This window comes from Marinomonas sp. UCMA 3892, from assembly GCF_012726345.1.
In the GTDB taxonomy this organism is placed as follows: domain Bacteria; phylum Pseudomonadota; class Gammaproteobacteria; order Pseudomonadales; family Marinomonadaceae; genus Marinomonas.
On sequence record NZ_PTXN01000011.1, the window covers coordinates 68,431 to 87,218 of the forward strand.

At 42.5% G+C, this 18,788-nt stretch carries 15 protein-coding genes; 7 read left to right on the plus strand and 8 right to left on the minus strand.

The annotated features are described in order from the left end of the window. Positions 1 to 294 precede the first annotated feature (294 nt). The 5 genes from B6N13_RS15965 to B6N13_RS15985 all read left to right on the plus strand — a co-directional run bounded on the left by B6N13_RS15965 (position 295) and on the right by B6N13_RS15985 (position 4,483). Positions 295 to 1,605: a citrate:proton symporter gene (locus B6N13_RS15965; RefSeq protein WP_211172896.1), complete on the plus strand. Its 1,311-nt coding sequence runs from the start codon at positions 295 to 297 to the stop codon at positions 1,603 to 1,605. Positions 1,606 to 1,702: 97 nt separating this feature from the next. After that, positions 1,703 to 3,049 carry an acyclic terpene utilization AtuA family protein gene (locus B6N13_RS15970; protein WP_169459966.1) on the plus strand — a complete coding sequence of 449 codons (1,347 nt, stop codon included), beginning with the start codon at positions 1,703 to 1,705 and terminating at the stop codon, positions 3,047 to 3,049. Further along, positions 3,046 to 3,345, plus strand: a complete 300-nt coding sequence (locus tag B6N13_RS15975) for a hypothetical protein (protein WP_012068942.1) — start codon at positions 3,046 to 3,048, stop codon at positions 3,343 to 3,345. The genes B6N13_RS15970 and B6N13_RS15975 overlap by 4 nt, the downstream gene beginning before the upstream one ends. 198 nt (positions 3,346 to 3,543) lie before the next feature. Next, positions 3,544 to 4,023 (plus strand): MgtC/SapB family protein, encoded by a 480-nt coding sequence (locus B6N13_RS15980; protein WP_169459967.1) that lies wholly within the window; start codon positions 3,544 to 3,546, stop codon positions 4,021 to 4,023. Between the two features lie 31 nt (positions 4,024 to 4,054). After that, entirely contained in the window at positions 4,055 to 4,483 is a 429-nt protein-coding gene (locus B6N13_RS15985; protein WP_211172897.1) for a GNAT family N-acetyltransferase, read from the plus strand. 1 nt (position 4,484) lies between these two features. Here B6N13_RS15985 and B6N13_RS15990 read toward each other — a convergent pair whose 3' ends face one another. Further along, the gene (locus B6N13_RS15990; RefSeq protein ID WP_169459968.1) at positions 4,485 to 5,522 is read right to left on the minus strand and encodes a GGDEF domain-containing protein; all 1,038 of its coding nucleotides are present in this window, start codon (positions 5,520 to 5,522) and stop codon (positions 4,485 to 4,487) included. 251 nt (positions 5,523 to 5,773) lie between these two features. Between B6N13_RS15990 and B6N13_RS15995 the strand changes: the two genes are divergently transcribed. Continuing rightward, a complete protein-coding gene (locus B6N13_RS15995; RefSeq protein WP_169459969.1) occupies positions 5,774 to 6,505 on the plus strand; it encodes a DUF2057 domain-containing protein in 732 nt (243 codons plus the stop codon). A gap of 37 nt (positions 6,506 to 6,542) precedes the next feature. Here B6N13_RS15995 and B6N13_RS16000 read toward each other — a convergent pair. The 7 genes from B6N13_RS16000 to B6N13_RS16030 all read right to left on the minus strand — a co-directional run bounded on the left by B6N13_RS16000 (position 6,543) and on the right by B6N13_RS16030 (position 15,746). Further along, positions 6,543 to 7,777, minus strand: a protein-coding gene (locus tag B6N13_RS16000) for an IS3 family transposase (RefSeq protein WP_085987546.1) whose coding sequence is annotated in 2 segments (ribosomal slippage) — positions 6,543 to 7,408 and positions 7,408 to 7,777 — 1,236 coding nt in all. Because the reading frame shifts where the segments join, the coding sequence is not laid out codon by codon here. A gap of 106 nt (positions 7,778 to 7,883) precedes the next feature. Then, on the minus strand, positions 7,884 to 8,636 hold the full coding sequence (locus B6N13_RS16005; RefSeq protein WP_169459970.1) for a lysophospholipid acyltransferase family protein: 753 nt from the start codon (positions 8,634 to 8,636) through the stop codon (positions 7,884 to 7,886). 20 nt (positions 8,637 to 8,656) lie between these two features. After that, positions 8,657 to 9,763, minus strand: coding sequence for a 1-acyl-sn-glycerol-3-phosphate acyltransferase (locus B6N13_RS16010; protein WP_012071904.1), 1,107 nt, complete (start codon positions 9,761 to 9,763; stop codon positions 8,657 to 8,659). 48 nt (positions 9,764 to 9,811) lie between these two features. Beyond that, positions 9,812 to 12,733: an insulinase family protein gene (locus B6N13_RS16015; RefSeq protein WP_012071905.1), complete on the minus strand. Its 2,922-nt coding sequence runs from the start codon at positions 12,731 to 12,733 to the stop codon at positions 9,812 to 9,814. 168 nt (positions 12,734 to 12,901) lie between these two features. After that, on the minus strand, positions 12,902 to 13,483 hold the full coding sequence (gene smrA, locus B6N13_RS16020; protein WP_169459971.1) for a DNA endonuclease SmrA: 582 nt from the start codon (positions 13,481 to 13,483) through the stop codon (positions 12,902 to 12,904). Between the two features lie 124 nt (positions 13,484 to 13,607). Then, a complete protein-coding gene (gene ssb / locus B6N13_RS16025; RefSeq protein WP_012071907.1) occupies positions 13,608 to 14,348 on the minus strand; it encodes a single-stranded DNA-binding protein in 741 nt (246 codons plus the stop codon). A gap of 39 nt (positions 14,349 to 14,387) precedes the next feature. Further along, complete coding sequence (locus B6N13_RS16030; protein WP_169459972.1) at positions 14,388 to 15,746, minus strand: MFS transporter; 1,359 nt, start codon at positions 15,744 to 15,746, stop codon at positions 14,388 to 14,390. 157 nt (positions 15,747 to 15,903) lie between these two features. Between B6N13_RS16030 and uvrA the strand changes: the two genes are divergently transcribed. Then, positions 15,904 to 18,726: an excinuclease ABC subunit UvrA gene (gene uvrA, locus B6N13_RS16035; protein WP_012071909.1), complete on the plus strand. Its 2,823-nt coding sequence runs from the start codon at positions 15,904 to 15,906 to the stop codon at positions 18,724 to 18,726. Positions 18,727 to 18,788 lie beyond the last annotated feature (62 nt).

The window sequence follows — 18,788 nt, forward strand, 5'->3', positions numbered from 1 at the left end:
GTTGATTCTCATTAAATTATTTTTATTCGAAACGATACTAACCATCTAAGTTGTAAGCGTCAAATTATGGCGATGTGACGGTGTAATATTTTTTAATTTTATTTGAATTTAATATATACCTATTTGATTTTTAAATATGTTTTTGGTTTTTTAATTTGAATATCCATTAAGCTCATTTGTTTTTTCGATTGGAGTTTTTTACTTGTTTAATGGTAGAAATAAAGTCTGATTATGTTCGCTTTCATCTTTGAAAGCAGTCACATTGCTTCAAATATAATAATAAGGAGTTGCTCAATGTTGGCATTCTGGGGGTTCTGCACCATCGCGGTGTTATTGACGCTTATCATGACCAAACGTATGTCGGTCGTTGTGGCCTTAGTTTTGGTTCCTATCGTGTTTGGATTATTGGCGGGTTTAAGTTCTGAGTTAGGTGGTTATATTTTAGACGGGCTGAAAAGCGTGGCGCCTACCGGAATTATGCTGACATTCGCCATCTTGTATTTTTCTGTGATGAATGATGCTGGGATGTTTGATCCAATGATTAAAGGGATCATTAAATTTGGCGGACAAGATCCAATCAAAATCGCGGTTGGTACTGCGCTGATTGCTATGTTAGCGCATTTGGATGGTTCTGGTGCATCGACTTTTTTAGTTTGTATTCCTGCCATGATACCTATTTATGATCGATTGGGAATGGATCGTAAAGTGCTTGCCTGTATTGCTGCATTAGGGGCTGGTACGATGAATATTGTGCCTTGGGGCGGTCCAACATTACGAGCTTCTTCCTCATTAGGTATCGATATCTCTGAGCTATTCAATCCAATTATTCCTGCTCTTGGAGCTGGGGTATTAACCGTTCTTGCTGTGTCTTTTTGGTTGGGTAAAAAAGAAAAAGTGCGTTTGACAAATGCCGGCACGTTGGACAGTGGTCCATCGTTTGTTGGTATTGATGATAGCGCAGATGAGGACAAAGCTAACCTAAAACGTCCTAAGTTATTTCTGTTTAATTTATTACTTACAGTAGGTGCTTTGACGGCACTAGTCACGAAAAGTGTACCTTTACCAGCTGTATTTGTTATTGCTTTACCTATTGCCTTGTTGGTGAATTACCCGAATGTAAAGTTACAACAAGCTCGTATTACGGCCCATGGTCACGCAGCTATTTTGATGATTTCAATTATTTTTGCCGCGGGCGTATTTACTGGCATCCTCAAGGGATCAGGTATGATTAAAGCATTGGCAACTTCATTGGTGGGTGTTGTTCCTGAAAGTCTAGGTGCACATTTTCCACTTTTGACAGCTATTACATCTATGCCTGCAAGTTTGTTGTTTGATCCTGATTCATATTATTTCGGAGTGTTGCCTGTTTTAGTGCATGCGGCTGAAGCTCTAGGTGCAAGTGGTATTGAAGTCGCTCGTGGTGCTTTACTCGGACAAATGACAACGGGTTTTCCTGTAAGTCCTTTGACGGCGTCAACTTTTTTATTGGTTGGGTTAGCTGGTGTTGATCTTGCTGATCACCAAAAGAAGACCATTCCATTAGCGTTTTTGGTGACTATGGTGATGACTTTAGTTGCTGTGATTACGGGTGCATTAAGTATTTAATCCGAAGGGGATTTATCATTGTTATTTGGTGATATTTCCCTTCTGTAGTGCACTTATACTGACGCTTTTCTACTAATTTATTGGATCAAATAAGAGCATGAAAAAAATCAGAATTGGTTCTGGCGCAGGTTACGCAGGTGATCGAATAGAGCCAGCAGTGGAGTTGGCTCAAAAAGGTCAATTAGATTATTTAGTATTTGAATGTCTTGCTGAGCGAACCATCGCTATAGGACAAAAGCAAAAAAAGCAAAACGCGAGCAAAGGCTATAACGAATTGTTAGAAGCTCGAATGAGAGCAGTACTACCAAGTTGTTATAAGAACGAGGTGCGAATTATTACTAATATGGGAGCTGCTAATCCTATTGCAGCTGGACATGTGGTGATGAGTGTTGCTAGGGAGTTGGGCTTAGAGTCATTTAAAGTGGCGGTGGTCACTGGTGACGATGTGTTACTCGAACTGCAGCGATTGGATTTAAAGCTGATCGAGGCAGGTGTCGCTTTATCTCAAAGTGGCAAAGATATCTTATCGGCTAATGCTTATATGGGGATTGAAGGCTTAGTTGAAGCACTGGAAAGCGGAGCCAATATGGTGATTGCAGGTCGAGTTGCTGATCCTTCTTTGTTTCTTGCTCCTATGGTTCATGAGTTTGGTTGGTCCCGAGATGATTGGAGGAAATTGGGAAAAGGTACGTGCATAGGTCATTTGCTTGAGTGTGCAGGCCAAATAACTGGCGGGTATTATGCTGATCCTGGCGTTAAGGATGTGATGAACTTGGCTCGTCTTGGTTTTCCTCTTGCTGAGGTTGATGAGTCTGGTGATGCGGTTATCACCAAAGTCGAAGGTTCTGGTGGTGTGGTTTGTGAAGCCACTTGCAAAGAGCAGCTGTTGTATGAAATCCACCGACCAGATCAGTATTTTACTCCTGATGTTGTTGCTGATTTCTCCAATGTCACTTTTCAACAAGAAGCTGAGAATCGTGTTGCTGTAAAAGGCGCAAGTGGTTTGCCTCGAACAGATACATTGAAGGTGTCTGTAGGGTATAACGATGGTTTTATTGGCGAAGGTGAAATTTCTTACGCAGGACCAAATGCAGTAGCTAGAGGTCAACTAGCGCTTGATATTGTAAAAGAGCGTTTTACTATTTGTGGCTTTGAGCCAGTTGAAGCTCGCTATGACTTAGTTGGTTTAAATGCATTGCATGGTGTAACTCGATCGGCTCAGAATGAACCCTATGAAGTGCGAGCTCGTGTTGCTGTGCGTTGCTCGACTTTAGAAGATGCAATCTTTGTGGGGAATGAAGTTGAGACGTTATATACCAATGGACCGGCGGGCGGCGGTGGCGTGGCTAAGTCTGCTAAGGCTGTTTTGGCTATGGATTCTTGCTTGATTTCCCGTGATCAAGTACATGCAAGCATCATCATATTAGGGGGGGATAAAGAATGAAATTAAGGGATATAGCTCACTCTCGCACAGGAGATAAAGGAAACACTTCTAACATCTCCCTGATTGTTTATGATATGAAGAATTATGATCTGATTAAAGAGGCCGTTACAGCTGAGAGAGTAAAAGTTTGGTTTGGTGATATTGTTTCCGGAGAAGTCGTTCGTTATGAGCTACCTGCTATTGGAGCCTTAAATTTTGTGATGTATGAGGCGTTAGGTGGTGGGGTCACTCGTTCTTTGGCTCTCGATATACATGGTAAGAGCCTAAGCTCTGCCTTGTTGGATTTGGTTGTTTAGTTGATGTTTTTGCCTGCCACCAAATTGGATGGCAGGCTTTTTTATCTTAATTCTCCCTTTTTACGCCCGCTTCAATACTCTCTTATCAACTCTTTATCCTATTAAAAACTGTATTAATGACAAAAATTCAGTACATTATAGGAAAGTTGTTTTGTCTTATATTCTGCTGTTTATGGCTTTTGTCCTAAGAAAGATTGTATGAATTTGGAATCATTGTTTTCTATTACTCCCTATAGTTGGGGATCCATCATAACGGCTATTTTTTGTGGCGTTATTGTTGGCTTAGAGCGGCAGTTGCGAGGAAAGCCTGTTGGAATTAGAACCTCTGCATTAATTGTGCTGGGGACCTATGTATTTATTGCCTCTTCAATGTTTGTCGCCTCTGACACTACAGATCCCTCACGAATTATAGGGCAGGTGATTACGGGGATTGGCTTTCTTGGTGCGGGTGTTATGTTGTCAAAGGATGGTGCGGTTATTGGTGTTACCTCGGCAGCGACGATTTGGACACTGGCCGCCATCGGTGTGTGCATTGCTATTATTGGCTCTTATGTGGCAATAAAGCTGTCTTTTATTGTGGTCGCTATATTGTACGGTGTTGATATTCTTGAGGAGTATTCGTCCGCCTTTACGCGTGGAGTGCACTCTAAATACAGTCGTTGGCGCAAGCGGGATTAGCTTAAATTAATCCTAAGAAATGTGGGGAATTATGATATCCGGTTATCGAATTAGCTGTGATCGTGAAGAAATGGATTTTGATGCCATTCATACTTATATATCAAGTACTTATTGGGCAGAAGGCATCCCTAAAGAAACGTTTAAAAAGGCCTTAGATAATTCGTTGTGCTTTGGTGTGTTTTCGTCTGAAGGGAAACAAGTTGGTTTTGCTCGAATGATAACGGATCAGGCAACTTTTGCGTACTTGGCCGATGTTTTTATTGATGAAGCTCATCGTGGTAAAGGCTTGTCAAAATGGTTGATGCAAGAAGTCCATGACCATTCATCGCTACAGGGATTACGAAGAATACTGTTGGCAACCCGAGATGCGCATAGCTTGTATCAACAGTTTGGTTATACACCATTAAGTTCACCATCAACCTTTATGCAAAAATGGCAACCTGATATTTATAAGGGATAGTTTACTCAGATAGTTCTACGCAATTACGTCCTTTATCTTTACCTCTGTAGAGCGCTTTGTCTGCGCGTTTTATCATTTTTAGAGCGTTATCATTATCTTGATGGCGCTCAGTTAGTCCTTGTGTGATCGTGAGTGCAAGGCTAAATTTACTGAATTTTTGTTTTTCTATCGTCGTTTTCAATGTATCCGCTATGACGGCAGCATCACGTTTTGCTGTGTTTGGTAAGATAATGATGAACTCTTCTCCTCCAAATCGGGCAATAATGTCGTTTTTTCTTATTGCTTGTGAGAGAGTGTTAGCTATTTCTATCAGACATACATCACCAATATCATGACCATACATGTCGTTTATTTTTTTAAAGTAGTCAATATCAATGAGAATAAGGCTTAAAGGCAAATTAGCTGTGTTTGCATTGTCTAACTCTGTACTAAAATGAAGGTTTAAGCCTCTTCTATTGAATAATCCTGTTAAGGGGTCTTGGATATTTTCATTTTTCAGCTGTTGTGTAAGTTCAGCGTACCTTTTTAAAAAGAAGCGGCCAAAGACGCCACTAAAAATAATGGAAATTGTTAACCAAAAACCTCGATCGATTGATTTTTGTTGAGAGTGAATCTCCCCTGTTAAATCGGTAATGTGCTGACTAAAAATGGTCGCTAATATGACGCCTAGGGCAAGTATGATCGTAATAATTAATGATTCGCGGTAACCCCCAATTAGAGCTGCAAAAATAGGACATAAGGGTAAAATACAGGCTGCCTGGCTATTGACTCCTCCCGAGAGTGCTAATGTGGGAAGAAGGATGATAACGGCGGTACATAGAGAAAGAATAATCTCTAGTTTGGGTAGAATATAGAAGCGAACAATTACATACAGCGCTGTGACTATGACTAAGTCTAGTAAAATAATTACTGTAAATTGAATTGGCAGGTCAACAATTAAAGGTCGAAATATCAGAGCAAAAAAAATGGTAATAATAGACAACTCAATTATTCTTAAAGTGAGCTTGTGATTTAGGTCTACTTGAGTGTTATTTGGCATAATCTTGTGCCATTGTCCTTTTTAGATAGAAATAATGAGTATTAAAGATTCATACTAATCAATCGCTAGTTGTATTTTATAGCGATATGCTTGTTCGATTTTTCAATTTTAGCCTTCGTCTCATCTCTTTTTTGTGATGAAAAAAGACAAAATCTAGCAAGTGATTTCTAAGTAAAGTAAACCAAGCAAATAAAAGACAACTATATGCTAGATTTGTTCTCTATGTTGTTATGTGTTGTAAGGAGTGTTAAATGAAAGTAAGAAATCGTTTTATTGCGTTTGGTGCTTTGTGGTGTGGTTTTGTTACTTTACCAGCGATGGCTGCCACATTTGAAGTGCCACGTTCTTTTGAGATCATGTATGTCGATCTTGAAAGCGCAGGTCATTTTGGTAATGATTTTAAAGTAGATATTGATGAAGGTCAGCATCAGATAGTTGTGCGTTTTAACAAGTTGTTGCGAAGCGGCGGTGATACACAAAAATATCAATCTGAACCAATTGTTTTGGATTTACAGTTTGAAAAGGATACCTATTTTACGCTGAAAGCACCTTATATCTCGACCAAAAAGCAAGCTGAGGCTAATGCCAAAGACCCACAATTTACGATTTATGATAATGTAAATGGTCAAGATGTTGACTATAAGCAACAAAGCTTAAAAACTAAATCTGGACTTCAAAACACTCGTGATTACGTTTCAGAAATTGAGCGACTAACAGCCCCAAATTCACCGAGTAGTACTAATGCCAGCTCTACTGGCCCAGTTCCTGCTCCTATTATTATGACAGAAGACGTTGCGTTGGAAATGATGCAATTTTGGTATAACCAATCTGACGACGCGACTCGTAAAGATACTCGTATCTGGATAGCAGATGATATGTATAAGCCAACAGTTGCTAATATCCAGCTGGAAATGTTTCAATTTTGGTTCAATAAAGCCGACAAAGAAGCGAAAAAGGCCTTACAGGCTTGGCTTGTTGAATAGCACATTGTCTCGTCCTAAAATACGTTGACGATTTTTGTTAAGCCAGTATGGATTCCATACTGGCTTTTTCATGCACTTCTTCTGGTGTTTTCATATTTAGACTTAAGTGAGGTCGATACCTATTATAAATATCAATAGACTCACTAATATGCCTTTCTAACTCTTTAAAAGTTCTGCATCTTCCAATCAAAAATTCTTGCTTCAATATGCCATTCACCCTTTCTGCTAACGCATTTTGGTAGCAGTCATAGCCATCTGTCATCGACGGTCGTATTTTATTACGTTGTAATTCTTTTTGATAAAGAGCCGAACAATACTGCGACCCTCTATCTGAATGATGCGTTAGTGGCTTTGTCGTTTTACGAGACTGAACCGCTTTCTTTAAGGCTTTAACGACATTGTCTGCTTTCATATCATGACTGAGTTTATACCCCATGATTTTTCGATTAAAAGCGTCTGTCACAAGCGAGAGATAATGCACACCTTCATCACTTTCTACATAGGTAATATCGCTCACAAACACTTCTTCTGACCTTGTCGGTTGATGACCTGCTAAGAGATTCGGGTACTTCTTCATCCAGTGTTTACTGTCCGTTGTCTTGGTATAGCTACGTTTTGGCTTAACCAAGAGACCTTCTTCTCTTAAATAACGAAACAAGCCATCTCGACCGAGCTTTATATCCCGCTCTTTCAGTTTATCTTTCAGCAGAAAATATAACTTTCTTGTACCAAGTCTAGGCATGAAACGACGTATATCCATCACCAAGTCTTTAACAATGGATAGACGGTCTTGTTGTATTAGCTGCCTCTGCTCTTGTTGATAGACAGCTTGCCTGCTAATGCCAAGAAGCTGACAAGAACGGCTTAAACTGATTTTTTCTTCAGTTTGAAGGCGTCTCGCTCCTTGGCTATATACTTTTTTCTAAGATTCATCCCATGTTCAGTATCTAGAATATCAACCACCGTATTGAGTAAGCGATTCCTTAATCGTTCATCTTCCAACTCTCGTTCAAGTCTTTTGATTGTTTGAGCCGGTGTCTCTTTTACTTTCGGGGATTTAGACATGGGTAGCCTCACTTTGGTAGACCAATCCATTTTGCCGTGTTTTCGAAGCCAAGTCAGCACCGTTGATCGGCCTTGGATTCCATAGATCTTTTGAGCTTGCTTATAAGTCATGTCGCCTTTTTCAACGGCCATCACTATCTGTAATTTAAAGCCCATTGTGTAGTCGCGTTGAGTACGCTTGCGTTTGGTATTACTTGGTGTCCCCATAATAGGTCTCCTAGGTGTAAACCTATTTCAGGACGGGACATTAGCGACAAAAAAGCCGCATCAAGGATGCGGCTTTTTTATGCTTTCAATTTAGCATGCAGCTGAGCTAAAACAGAAAGTCATTTCCTTTCGGAAGTTTTGCCATTTCAGCTCGCATCCAAACATCCATTTCCTCATGTAATGCTGAGGTTTTTTTACCTTCAGATTCAATGATAGGGCCGATAACAACGCGGATAGATCCCGGAAACTTGCGCCAGCGTTTACCAGGCCAAGTATAACCTGCATTGTGTACCACAGGCAGAATAGGCACCCCAGCAGATGTTGCTAACATAGCAGCGCCTTTGTTGAAGGCTTGCTCTTCATTAGGCGCGATTCGCGTGCCTTCAGGAAAAATCAGCACAGAACGGCCATCGTCTAAACGCTCTTTACCCTGACTGATAATTTGCTTCAAAGCATTAGTCCGCTGAGAGCGGTCAATTGCTATGGGCTGCACCATACGCAATCCCCAGCCAAAGAAAGGCACTGACAGCAGTTCTTTCTTCAATACCGTTGAAACAGGTGCCATCAATACTTGCAGTACATAGGTCTCCCATTCACTCTGGTGATTTGCCACCAACACAACGGGACGATTTTTGTTGATATGCTCTAAGCCAATAATCTCAACCTTCACACCACAAAAAATACGAAAGACAAATAACAAACCTTTGTTATGCAGGTTCAAAACTGGTTGACGATAACTCTTTGGCAACAAGACCGTCGCGAAAGGCGCAAGAACACCAAATACAATGGTGGATACCATATAGTAAATGGCAAATATTGTTGAGCCGATCCAAGATCTTGATGACTCCCATATGCTCATTAACAGCTTACTCCCTATGACTATTTATTTAGATATTTTTGCTGCTGTCTCAATGGATTTGCATACATTGCCAACACAGTTTCTTTTAAGTTTTCAGGACAACGCTCAAGATAACTTGAGAATGCGCTATCGGTTGAAGGCAAGCCTTGTTGTAATGCAAGCGCAGCCTCATTGGTCGATTGAATAGCATAGTTAGTGATGATTTGACGATCTACTTCCGCAACAAATTCTTCAGGCGTTTCGAAACCATCTTTTATTACATCGCCAAAAGTTACTACCACTTTGCCTTTCTGACCAACAATGCCATTTTTAATACTGTCGATGTCTTCAAACTCGGCTTTTTCATAATTACCGGTTGTGGATTTCTGATGCAGCTCACGGGCCTTATCAAAAGCACAAGGGTCATATTCATAAGCAATCGAGACAGGTACAATTTTCAAGTTCGCCATGGCATCAGAGAAAGGTACTTTTTCTTTTTTCTGACTCATAAAGAACATTTTTATGATCGCAGGATCAGTCTGATCCAAACCATCTTTCGCACGCCCCTCTTTTTGAGCAATCCAGATATTAGCTTGGTCTTTCGTCAATGATTCAGTGATATAAGCAGATAACTGACCAAAAGCAGCCATCATTTCTCGAATACCATTCGCTGAGCGCTTCACGATAAAGCTTTTATTTAGACGCATCAGATCAGACACAAAAGGGCGACGCAATAAGTTATCCCCTATTGCAATCCGCACCGTATCCAATCCTGCTAAGTATAAACCATAGTTAACAAAAGCCGGATCCATAGCGATATCTCTGTGATTTGACAAAAATAAATAGCCAACACCTTTCTCTAGCTTTTCAATACCGCGGTATTCAACATTCGTTGTTGTGGTTTTAATCATGCGTTCCATGTAACTTGCGACACGCATTTGAAACTCATGAACATTCGAAATATTAGCAATTTGACGCTTTAGCGCTAGCTTGACGCAAAACGCCAGCGGCGCCTTAAGAAACTTAGGCCATTGGGCAAAGCGAAAACCAATTATAGTATTAATAAAATCTGGCATTTCGACCAAATTATTCAACACCTCAGCGACTTCATCGTCGTTATAGGGGCGTATATCGTGAAACTGATCCATTTAATTTTCCGTCAGTAAAACTGTTTTGTTTTTTGTTATAAAATATTTTTACAGGCTTTGAATATCAAACCCTAACGCTTCCAGTTCCGCACGTTTTGACGTTGACGTTACCACAGCGACATTTTCATTTTCTTTCGTTAGGTAAGTCTTAGCGACTTGCTTCAGCTGTTCAAGTGTTACAGCCAAGATCTTAGCGCGAAATGCTTCTCTATAGGCCAAACTACGACCATGCAAATGCACATAGAAATCGCTCTGCGCTTCTCCGGCAGGTGAACCAGGTTTATCCATCGAACCAATTACACCCAAAATGGCTTCTTCAAGGGCATCTTCAGTATGAGTGTCATTTAATATCCACTCGATAGACGCATCAAAGTCCGCTAAGGTTTCAGTTAAACGAGGATCACGATAAGAATAGAAACGGAACGAGCCCGTGCTTCCATCAAACGTCGCACCACCACCGTAAGCACCACCCTGCTCGCGAATAACACGATGTAAGAAACCATTTCGTAAGAATCCACCCAAAACAGTCAATGCTGCCACATCTGGGTGCTCACCGTATGCCGTACGAAATGCTTTACTGCAAAAGCTTACCTGAGTTGATGTTAGCCAAGCCACATTCACTTTCGAGTCAACTGGCGCCATAAAGAACTTAGTTTGCACGCTGCCTGCAGGCAAATCGGCAAAAACAGCCTGAACTTCGTTCAATATACTTGCTTCATGCTGAGGCTCTGCCACCAATAAAAGCTGTTTGTTAGCTTGCAGCAATTTTTCATGCAAACGTTTAAAAATAGCCAAAACATCTTCGGCTGTTTTACTATCGGCTTTCATCGCATCATCCAACGCAATCGCTGAACGAATACCTGACATGCCACTCCATTTCTCTTGCTGTGCAGCCAAACCAGAAATCGCGCTTGAAGCCGCCGTCATAGCAAGCGAGTGGCCTTGACCGGTAATCGATTGTTCGCGACGAGCACGGCGTTGAGCCACCACCTCTTTCACTCGATTCGCTTCATCGAAGCGAACATTAAGCATAGTGTCTTTCAACAATTCGCTCATGGCTTTAACATTTGGGACTAAGGCCTTAGACGATAAAATGAAGTACCCATTTAGCTCTTGACGATCTTCAATCGTAGCGCGAATCGAATTAGAGGCACCTAATCCGCCACAAACTTGAGCTTGACGCTCTTGAACAGCAAGGTAATCTGCTTCGCCAATGCCCAGCTCCGTCATCATTGAAGAGAACAAAGGCAAGTACTCGATTTCCTCTTCATCTAGCTCTGGTAGATCAATCACCAACTGCTGATAAACCAAGCCATTTGTGCCTTGTGGATAAAAAGTAATAGGTAAATCGCCTGCTACTTTTTCATTCTCATATTCAGGCAAGCGCGCAGGCACATCTTCTAAACCAACTTTTGGCAAAATGCTCATGTCGTCAACTTGCGATTGACGCGCTTTCAAGGCTGCACTGCGAGCAATAATTTGTTGTTTTTCAGCATCAGACAAGGCCGCTTTGATTTGACTCAAACGATCTTTTTCCGCCTGATTGCGACGCGCTTCAAGAGCATCATCGGGGCTCAATGTTAACGTTACTCGGTGCGCATTTGTCAGCAGCAAGTTGTTAATCAAGTTCGGAATATATTGCTGATCTTGAACTTTCTCACGCATTGCATTGATAACAGGATCAAGATCAAGCTGAGCAATCACATCACCCGCATGGACCGCGGTCGACAAGCCAGCCAAAATCAACTGTAAACCATAAGGATAGCTGCCACCGCCGACTTCACGTTGGCTCAATTCCAATTGATGCAACATGGCATCAACCATGTCTTGTGGAACGCCTTTTTCAGCAATGCTTTCTAGAGTCGACAAGACTAAAGCTTCAACTTTCGGTGCATCTTCTCGTTTTACACCTTCCAATCCGCACATGAAGCTCATTTCTTTATTGCTGTCTTCAAGGCCGCACATAGGTGAAGGCGCACGACCAAGATCGCTGTTTTCCAATACTCGAAGCAAAGGTGACGCACTGTTATCTAATAACACGCTAGATAACAGTTGTGCTTCGAACTGCTGATTTAAATCGGTGCTTTCACCCAACAACCAGCCGACTACCACATGACTACCATCTTCTTTTACTTCATCTGCCGCGTAGCCTTCTTCTACTCGTACTGGCGAGAAATAACGCTTCGCATTCGGCACACTGACTTGCTCTTCTAGGCGCTCAAAACGGCTCAGCACTTTCTCTTCGAATTCAGCTTGTAATGTTTCAGCTGGAATATCGCCAAATGTCATGAATACCGCATTGGAAGGATGGTAATGCGTGCGATAAAAAGCCAATAAATCTTGGTAAGATAAATCAGGGATATCTGTGGGCTCGCCACCAGAATTGAAATGATAGGTATTGTTCGGGAACAAGTATTTGGTTAACGTTTGCCACAACACCGATGTGGTTGAGCTCATCGCGCCTTTCATCTCATTAAATACAACGCCCTTGAACGTCAATTCTGACTCAGCATTATCTGGCTCGGCGAACTCTAAGCGATGACCTTCCTGAGAAAAGTCCAATTCATCAAGACGCGAGAAAAACACCGCATCCAAATACACACCTAAAAGGTTATGGAAGTCTTTCTTATTCTTACTCGCAAACGGGTAAGCAGTCCAATCGGAAGACGTAAACGCGTTCATAAAGGTATTCAACGAACGGCGGATCATCATAAAGAAAGGATCTCGTACAGGAAAACGCTCAGAGCCACACAATACTGTGTGTTCAAGAATATGCGCGACACCACAAGAATCCGTCGGAACTGTTTTTAAGCCAACTAAGAAGACATTTTCATCATTCTCAGATGCGATGTGAAAATGTTTAGCACCCGTGACGGTGTGTTCAAACTCTTGAACGGTAACATTCAGAGCATCAATAAACTCACTGCGAAGAAACGTAAACGCTGGATGGTGCGCGGTGCTATTTGCCATTCTCTACCTCGATAGAATTAGAATACGATAATTACAATATTTTGGGGCAGCTTGGAAACATTCAAGACAACATAAATCCAAGACAGCAAAGTGGCGGGATTATAGCAAAAACATGGCTTTTACTGCACGAATTAACGTGAATACTCCCATCTAAGACGAAACAAAACATTAACGCTTTTGATGTTTTTCCCAATCATCCAAGCGTACTTTTTCCGTCTTTTTAAACAACACATACACAGCACCCAAACCACCATGGTGTCGCTGCGCGCTATGAAACGCCATAACAGCATCAAGCTCTCTCAACCATTTATTAATATGGCTTTTAATCATAGCTTGGCTATCAGGGTCTGGCGTGCGATCCCCTTTACCATGCACAACAATAGCGACTCGAATATCGTTACGCATGCAGTCATCAACAAATTGATACACCTGCTCTCGCGCTTGAGCCACAGTATGCCTATGCAGATCTAAACGTGCATCTATGCCATACTTACCTTGTCTCAGGCGCTTAAAAACACCGTCTTGCACGCCAGAACGCTTATACTCAAGTACATCATTGGGCTCCACTTTTTCCACATAGTCTTGCGACAAATGATTCCTGTCCGCCTCTTTAGCGATCAACGCCGCCTTTTGGCGAGCCAAAAAATCGACCTGAGGACCTTTCTTGCCCAGATACACTTCGCTTTTCTTAAGTGGCTTAATACCCGCCACCTCTTGAGCGAACAAAGACGTTTCATCTTCGTCGTTCACAGCCTAAATCCTCTTTGATTTACTCGTTTCATTTAGCACACCACTATAGAACAATAAAGGCCCCTAAAAGGAGCCTTTATTACTTCAACACCAATGTATCAAAGGATTACAACTTATACGTGATCTAGAACGGGATGTCATCGTCGAAATCATCAAAGTTTGGCGCTTGTTGAGGCTTTGGCTCAGGCGCTGGTGCACGTTGAGGGGCTGGCTGTGGCGCACGTTGCTGTGGTGCAGCTTGAGCTGGAGCTTGCTGTGGTGCATTACCCCAACTGCCAAATGACTGAGGCTGAGCAGCTTGTTGTGCTGGCTGATGCGCTGGTTGCTGAGGTGCTTGACCGTAACCACCTTGAGGTTGGTTAAATCCACCACCTTGCGGTGCATGCTGCTGTGGAGCCTGTTGCGCAGGCACCTGACCGTAACCTACTTGTTGAGGCGCTGCTTGCTGTGGTGCTTGGCCATAACCGCCGCCACCTTGCATAGAATCGTAGCCACCGCCTTGCTGACCTGAGTTATCACCTCGGCCGTCTAACAATTGCATTTCGTTCGCTACGATTTCTGTTGTGTAGCGTTTGATGCCGTCTTTTTCCCACTCACGAGTACGCAATGAACCTTCTACGTATACTTTAGAACCTTTCTTAATAAAATCGCCTGCAATCTGGCCAAGACGGAAGTTACCACGATCCATAAAAGCCACGCGGTGCCATTCCGTGCGCTCTTGCATTTGACCGGTTTGCTTGTCACGCCAGCTTTCTGTTGTCGCTAAGTTAACGTTTGCAACCGCTGCGCCAGATGGCATGAAACGCACTTCGGCATCGTTGCCTGCGTTACCGATCAAAATTACTTTGTTTATTCCACGTGCCATGACGTTCTTCTCCAACTAAAAGATAGAATAGTGTTTTACTTAAAGACGCACTTGCGGTGCCAGACGCACCAGAGCATCTTTGTCTAATATTTTTTTATCGACTTTCAGATAAGCGGTTTGCTCATCTTTAAAAATTTGCATACCTTCCACTCCTTGGATTTGCGCAAGTTGATCCGCCAACTTCGTTACTTCTTCATCTGTCATATTGGGCAGGCTAAACGCCAGACTACTTAACTGACGAGGTGCAGGCTGGATGGCACAAACAAGTGACCAAGCCAAAAACACCACGCCGACAACCCAAAAGACGCCACTGCTTGAATGATGCTGGAGCAGCCAACCGCCACCAACGCCACCCAAAAATGATCCCATAAATTGATGGGTAGAAAACACGCCCATCGCTGTGCCGCGATAACCAACTGGCGCTAACTTGCTAATAAGAGATGGCAACACAGCTTCCAGTGAGTTAAAGCCTACAAAATAAGCCCATAACAACGCCCCAAACACCCAAAGGTAAGGAGTCCATTGCAGCAATATAGAACTTAAACCCAACAAAATCATCACGGCGATTAACACGCCTTTTGTCTTACCTTTTGATTCGGCAATAATCACCAATGGTAACATACCTGCGAAGGCAAAACCCATGATGGCTAAGTATAGCCAGCTATGTTGTGACAAGGGCAAATCAAACTGCTGAACCAATAAATTTGGAACGGTCACAAACAAAGCTGTTAGGCTCGCGTGTAACAACAAAACACTCACATTCAAGAACCGCAGTCTTGAATCTTTTAAGACTAAACCTAGCGCCAAAAGGCTCGGGGTCGTATCGCGCCTAAAAGTGTGCTGGACGATATTAGGCACAGCAAAAATGATCAAGACTATGCCCAGTAAAGATAGCGCAAAGGATAGATAAAATAGACCTGAAAGCCCGACTAAGGCAAAAATCCAAGGTCCCAATACCAAAGACAACATAAACGAGGCGCCGATACTGATACCAACAATCGCCATAGCTTTGGTTCTATTTTGTTCTCGTGTAACATCACTCAATAGTGCCATCAAGGTACTGGCGATAGCGCCCGCCCCCTGAATCGCACGACCGACAATCAAAGTATTGATATCGCTCGCATTGGCACAGATCAAACTACCTACAGCAAACAATAATAACCCAATGACAATAACACGTTTACGGCCAATTTTATCGGACCACATGCCCATCGGAATCTGCAAGCTCGCCTGAGTCAGGCCGTAAATACCGATCGCAGTACCAATCAACGCGGCGTCCGCTCCGGTCAACCCATCAGCGGCCACGCTGATGACAGGCATAATAAGGAATAAGCCTAACATTCTAAATAAATAGATCAGTGCTAAAGCAAGAACTGAACGACGTTCGAGTAGATCCATAAGGAGGTTTCAACCGTTTAACTTAGGTGGTTAAGAAAAAGATTGTCAATTTTACAAAAAATACCGTTGAAGCTCCATTTCAACTACTGTAAAAATAGACAGTTATTTAATTTACTGGCAGATTTCTTTCTGTTGATCGACTTCACATTGGAGAATCATGGATACCATTACCATACGCGGGGCCCGCACACACAATCTAAAAAATGTGGACCTAGACATCCCAAGAGACAAACTTGTGGTGATTACTGGCCTATCCGGCTCAGGTAAATCCTCTCTCGCTTTTGATACTTTGTACGCCGAAGGACAACGACGCTATGTAGAATCCCTTTCGACATACGCTAGACAATTTTTGTCCATGATGGAAAAGCCAGACATAGACCACATTGAAGGCCTTTCTCCTGCTATCTCTATCGAGCAAAAATCAACCTCTCATAACCCACGATCAACAGTCGGTACAATAACAGAAATCTACGATTATCTACGATTGTTATTTGCCCGTGCAGGACAGCCTCGCTGCCCAGATCATGGCGAGCCACTAGAGGCGCAAACCATATCACAAATGGTCGATAAAGTTATCTCTCTTCCAGAAGAAACCAAGATGATGCTTTTAGCACCCATTGTTAAAGATCGTAAAGGTGAGCACTTACACACCATCAGCGATCTATTATCTAAAGGTTTTATTCGCGCTCGTATCGATGGCATTGTTGTCGATCTGGACGACGCACCAGTATTAGAAAAAAATAAGAAACATACCATTGAAGTCGTGATTGACCGTTTTAAAGTTCGCTCTGATCTACAGCTTCGCTTGGCAGAATCCTTTGAAACTTGCCTTGGTTTATCTGACGGGATCGCCAAAGTCATCAATATGGATGACGAACAAGAAGAATATATCTTCTCTAGTAAATTCGCCTGTCCAGTTTGCGGTTACAGCTTAACGGAATTAGAGCCACGCCTTTTCTCTTTTAACAACCCAAATGGCGCTTGTCAGACATGTGACGGATTGGGCACTCATCAAATGTTTGATCCTGACCGAATTATTCAAGATGAAACTCTGACGCTTGCAGAAGGTGCAATCCGAGGCTGGGGGCGACGTAGTATTTTTTACTATCAACAACTTAGCGCCTTGGCGAAGCACTATGGATTTGATATAGAATCGAAATACAAAGACATCCCTAGTGATTTCAAAAAGCGCATCTTACACGGCTCGGGAAAAGACAAGATAGACTTTGTTTATATCAATGAGCGTGGCGATAAAATGACACGCTCTCATGCATTTGAAGGTGTCATCCCAAATTTACAACGTCGCTACCACGAAACAGAATCTGACAGCGTGCGTGATGACCTTTCACAGTACATCAGCATTCAACCTTGCCCAGACTGTCATGGCTCTCGACTCAATCGATCTGCTCGCAACGTCTTTATAGCTGAACAAACATTGCCTGAAGTCGTGACCTATCCAATCGCTGAATGCTTGAAGTACTTTGAAACACTTGAACTTCCCGGTTCGCGTGGAGAGATCGCCTCTAAAATCCTGAAAGAGATTCGTGACCGATTAACCTTCTTGGTAAACGTCGGCCTAGACTATCTAACGCTAGATCGAAAAGCAGATTCCCTTTCAGGTGGTGAAGCGCAACGAATCCGACTTGCTAGTCAAATTGGTGCAGGTTTAGTGGGAGTTATGTATATCCTTGATGAGCCATCTATTGGCTTGCATCAACGCGATAACGAAAGACTTATAGCAACACTGACCAGACTAAGAGATCTAGGCAATACGGTCATTGTCGTTGAACACGATGAAGACGCCATTCGTATCGCAGACTTTGTTGTCGACATTGGCCCAGGTGCAGGCATTCACGGTGGCGAAATTATCGCCAGCGGTACGCCACAAGACATAATGGACTGCCCTGAATCCATTACTGGACAATTTCTAACGGGCAAACGAAAAATTGAAATCCCAGCCATTCGTCATCAAGCTAAGGATAAACAATTCCTTAAGTTAATAGGCGCAACAGGCAATAATCTAAATACTGTTGACCTTAAGATCCCTGTCGGCGTAATGACTTGCATCACTGGCGTTTCTGGATCTGGTAAATCGACATTAATAAACGGCACTTTGTACCCACTAGCCGCTACAGCACTTAATGGCGCAACCACACTTAAAGCAGCACCGCATGAACGTATTGAAGGTTTAGATTTATTTGATAAGTGTGTGGACATTGATCAAAGCCCTATAGGACGCACACCAAGATCGAACCCAGCAACCTATACTGGCATCTTCACTCCAATGAGGGAACTGTTCTCAGCAACACAAGAATCTCGCTCACGAGGTTATAAACCAGGAAGGTTCAGCTTTAACGTCAAAGGCGGACGCTGTGAAGCCTGCCAAGGCGATGGCGTAATCAAAGTTGAAATGCACTTTCTTCCAGATATCTACGTGCCTTGCGATACATGTAAAGGCAAACGCTACAATCGTGAAACCTTAGAAATTCATTACAAGGGCAAGAACATTCATGAATGCTTAGAAATGACTATTGAAGACGCTCGAGAGTTCTTTGATCCAGTTCCATCGATCGCAAGAAAACTACAAACTCTAATCGATGTTGGTTTGGGATATATTCGCCTTGGACAAGCAGCTACAACGCTTTCTGGCGGTGAAGCACAGCGAGTTAAACTGGCAAAAGAACTGTCTAAACGTGACACAGGTACAACACTATACATTCTTGATGAGCCGACAACAGGTCTGCATTTTGCCGATATAGAACAACTATTAAAAGTTCTTCATCGTCTAAGAGATCACGGCAATACCGTCGTTGTCATTGAACATAACCTTGATGTGATAAAGACAGCCGATTGGATTGTAGATTTAGGTCCGGAAGGTGGTAGCGGTGGCGGATACATAGTTGCTGAAGGAACACCCGAAGAGATAGCAAAAACAGACAAATCTCATACCGGACGATTCCTAAAACAAATGCTTCCATAGGTACATCACATGTAAATCAAAATACCCGATCAAGATTACTTGATCGGGTATTTTTTTAACGC